The 2,251-nt window shown below is 63.5% G+C and carries 1 protein-coding gene and 1 pseudogene; both read left to right on the top strand.

The features are described 5' to 3' along the window. Nucleotides 1-37 precede the first annotated feature (37 nt). A pseudogene (gene istA, locus E1N52_RS43470) lies at nt 38-1,415 on the top strand (IS21 family transposase). Between the two features lie 2 nt (nt 1,416-1,417). Continuing rightward, entirely contained in the window at nt 1,418-2,185 is a 768-nt protein-coding gene (gene istB / locus E1N52_RS43465) for an IS21-like element helper ATPase IstB (protein WP_133191233.1), read from the top strand. Nucleotides 2,186-2,251: the final 66 nt, after the last annotated feature.

The following is a 2,251-nucleotide window of genomic DNA, read 5'->3' as shown; positions in this document are numbered from 1 at the left end:
CGCCACGCTCGTCGCAGCGGGCAAACGTCAGCGGGAGATCGCCCGGATTACGGGCGTTGACCGGAAGACGATCCGTAAGTACCAGGAGCAATTCGCGGCGGCGCAGGCAAATTCCCCCACGGTGCCCACCGGCGCCGAGCTGCAAATTTCCCCACCCTGCCGGATACGACAGCGTCAAGCGGTTCGTGCGGACATTGCGCCAGCATGAGCCGGCGCAGTTTGACCGGCTGGACTTCCTGCCTGGCGAGGAAGCGCAGGTTGACTATGGCGAAGGGGCCCTGACCAGGGTGCCGGGCACAAACCGCTACCGCAAGCCGCGGCTGTTCGTGATGACGCTTCGCTACTCGCGGCGCAGCTTCCGCCGCGTCGTATGGAAGTCCAGCAAGCAGGTCTGGGCCGAACTGCACGAGCAGGCCTGGCGCCACTTTGGTGGCGTCACGCAATACGTCGTCCTCGACAATCTGAAGGAAGGCGTTGTCAAAGCGGACCTGTACGAGCCGGAACTCAATCCGGTGTATGCCGCCATGCTCGCTCACTACGGCGTGGTGGCGGACCCGGCCCGAGTGCGGGATCCGAATCGCAAGGGCACCGTCGAGAACGCGATCCAGCATACTCAGGGCACGGCCCTGAAGGGGCGCCGGTTCGAGTCGATCGAGGAGCAAAACGCGTTCCTTGATCAATGGGAATCGAACTGGGCGGCCAGGAGAATTCACGGCAGCACCCGTCGCCAGGTCCAGGCGATGTTCGAGGAAGAGCGCCCCCATCTGCGCGCCTTGCCAGCGCGCAACTTCGAATACTTCACCGACAAGGTCTACACGGTCTGCGACGACACGTGCGTACGGGTAGACCACAGCAGTTACGCTGCCCAACCGGCTCCCATCGGCAGCCAGGTGCTGGTGCGTAAATTCGCCCGTCACCTGGAAATCCGCAACCTCCAGACACAGGCATTGCTGCGCACCCACATTCTGGCCGAGAGGCCGGGAACGGTGGTACTGCCGCAAGACGAGCGTCCGTTCAATCCCTCCCGGGAAACGCGCCGCATCCTCGCGCAGGCCAGGACGATCGGGCCATCGGCCGAGCGCCTGTGCCAGCATCTGTTCGACACCGAAGGCCGGGTCGGTCAGCGCAAGCTCTGGGGCATCGTTGGCCTGGTCCGGCGCTACCCCCGCCGCCTGATCGAATCGGCCTGCGAGGTCGCCATGAGAGAAGGCGTACCGAGCTACAAGCACGTCAAGGCGCTGACCGAGCGTCTGCTGGAGCAGGCGCTGGCTGAACTGGACGCGCCCGTCCAGGGCGAACTGCCCTTGACCCAGGAACATCACCTCATCCGGGACGGCGACGACTATGCCGACCTGTTCACCCTCGGCGCCAAGCACAGCGCCGCCATGCCATCAACCCACGGAGATCTCTCTTGAGCATGAGCCTTGCCGAAATCGATCGCGCGCTGCGCGAACTTCGCCTGTCGGGCATCAGCGCGACACTCGAAACCCGGGTACTGCAGGCCCAGGCCAGCCAGCAGCCGTTCCTCGAAACCTTCTCCATGATTCTGCAGGACGAGCTCGATCGCCGGCAATCCCGGCTGCTCGAACGGCGTTTCCAGCAGTCCGGACTGGACGAGCGGAAAACCCTGACCGACTTCGACTGGTCCTTCAATCCGAAAGTACCCCGTCAGGCCTGCTTCGAGCTACACACCCTGAAGTTCGTCGCCGACAGCGACAACGCGCTGTTGATCGGCAAACCTGGCACCGGCAAGAGCCACGTTGCGAAGGCCATCGCCTACAACGCCACCCTGCAGGGGATGAAGGTGCGCTACATCGAGTCCGACACCGTGTTCGCCGGCTATGCCGTGGAAACGCGTGCCGATCAGGACCGGTTGCTCAAAGCCCTCGTCGAGCCCGAACTCCTCGTGCTTGACGATCTGTTCCTCGCCAAACGCATTCCCGATGCCGCGGCCGAACTGCTGCAGACCCTCGTCCATCAACGCTACAAGCAACGCCGCAGCATCCTCGTCACGTCCAACCGCGTCGTCCAGGACTGGGGGCGCTACCTTCGCGACAGCACCATGGCTTCGACGATCCTTGACCGTCTGCTGCATCGCTCCAAACTCCTCGAGTTTGAAGGCAAGAGCTATCGTCTCCGTGAAGCCGCTGCCAGGCTTGCCGTCACTGAGGAATCCGACGCATAATCCGCTCGTCCTGCCTGGGGGAATTTAGCCGCCCACAAGTGGAGGAGTTTGAACTGCCCATCGGGG

This window comes from Paraburkholderia guartelaensis (assembly GCF_004353905.1).
GTDB lineage: Bacteria > Pseudomonadota > Gammaproteobacteria > Burkholderiales > Burkholderiaceae > Paraburkholderia > Paraburkholderia guartelaensis.
Note: the sequence above shows the minus strand (reverse complement) of the source record. Positions and strands in the feature narration are given on the sequence as shown.

Coding starts and splice junctions, on each gene's coding strand:
- istB (WP_133191233.1), top strand. CDS start 1,418: ATGAGCCTTGCCGAAATCGATCGCGCGCTGCGCGAACTTCGCCTGTCG.